Source organism: Flavobacterium beibuense F44-8, assembly GCF_000769915.1.
Lineage (GTDB): Bacteria > Bacteroidota > Bacteroidia > Flavobacteriales > Flavobacteriaceae > Flavobacterium > Flavobacterium beibuense.
In genome coordinates, this window is the sequence record NZ_JRLV01000045.1 from 1 (window position 1) to 1,716 (window position 1,716).

The 1,716-nt window shown below is 30.7% G+C and carries 1 protein-coding gene; it reads right to left on the reverse strand.

Features of this window, described 5'->3' with window-relative positions; all coding sequences use genetic code 11:
- Positions 1-40: 40 nt before the first annotated feature.
- Positions 41-682 (reverse strand): hypothetical protein, encoded by a 642-nt coding sequence (locus Q763_RS17230; protein ID WP_035136315.1) that lies wholly within the window; start codon positions 680-682, stop codon positions 41-43.
- Positions 683-1,716 lie beyond the last annotated feature (1,034 nt).

Here is a 1,716-nt window from a genome sequence, read left to right on the forward strand (position 1 = left end):
AGTCAAATATTCATGGTAATATAGATTTGTTATGGAATGATTATACCAATTGTAGTAGGTAAAAACTATTTAGTGTCCATGGTGTCAATGGAGGTACTGGCATACAAGTATCATAGTAGGTAGTTTTTCCGTTATTGGTAAAAGTAGTTACTATATCAGCATCATACAGGGTAGGGGATTGGCTGTTTGGTTTAAGTGCCAGGAATGATTCGTACTCACTGCCTTCGGCCATATAGTCTGCAGGCATATAAAAGGCTTTGAATATACCATCTGTAGTAAGTGTTATTTGTTTCTCTGCCCAGTCAGCATAATTTCTGTCCCAATCCTGTGTTCTTACTCTGGCTTCCGCTTCAGAGATCTCGTCGGTAGAGTTACCCGGAGTATATTCCTGAGTGTTAAGTGCTGAAAGGTTTTTCAGGTCGGCCTTACATATTGTAATGGCGTTAAACAAATCGGCATCACTTTGCTGTATATCCTGTTCTTTGTCAATAAGGAAAAAGTAAAGCTCATTACTATCTTTAGAAACACCGGGATAAACATGTACGGCCTCGGCTTTTTTGTTTTTAATGAAAGTAATGTGGTTTCCAAGGATAAGGTAATTAACTACACCTGATGGGTTGTTTCTAATGTTTTCCCATTCTTTCATAGCTGCAGTAACATCGGATAAATTTTGAAATGTCATTTTTTATATTGTTAAAAGTCAAATATTCATGGTAATATAGATTTGTTGCGGAATGATTATACCAATTGAAGAAGGTAGAAGTTGTTTTGTGAATAATCTCCTTGTCCAAAAGGAAGTACTGGTCTGGAAGTATTATATAGTAAATAATTTTGCTAATAGTGGTAAAATGGTTAATGTATAAGTGATATTAGCAGTAATTGTACTATAGACTATAGTATCTTAAGAATTTAAGTTTTATTAGCCGATATGTAGATTTTTTGGAAATATTAAAAGGGGATTTAAAAGCTCTTTTTCACATTTATTCAATGTATCATTGTAATGTGATTTCTAAAGGTTAATGTATTTTTATTACATTATGTAAGCTAGCTATAATATCATCACTGATATTGTGATTAAGTATAGTCAAAATCTATGCCAATAAATTTACTGTCATTTAAATCAAAGAATATAGGTAATAGGGAGTCATGTAAATTTTAATTTATCATACATTCCTTTCAGGCCTTTCAGGTTTTGTTATTATTCAGATTTTTTCTTTGATTAAATAAATGATGTTATGTAATGTTTTGTTATTTAACGTGTTATTGTTTCTGTTTGCGATGTGTTCAAAATGACAGATTAAAACTATAATGTGTTTTTTATTGTAATTTAAAGTAAAACTTATTAGGATTGATTTATTTACTAATATGATTTTTATGACAACTTCATTATCAGTGTGACTTTTTGACTGATGACACTTTGGCGTAATAATGTCTGCCTATTTGGATTAATATTGTTCCTGACAAATACTATTAGCATATATGTGTTTATCGGTTTAATTAAAAACAAAGAAGAATAAATAAAATATTTTTCATGACTTTCTCAAGATAGGTTGTTGTGATTTAAAAAGTAAGATGTGGTTATACCGGAATTTTTCATGCGTTATATTTTATCTCAAAACGATGAGGTAAAACTATAACAGCCTCTTTAGTTATTTATCCCTGATTATAGTGATTTTACTAAAAACAAAAATCCCCAACCATTCGGTTAGGGATTTT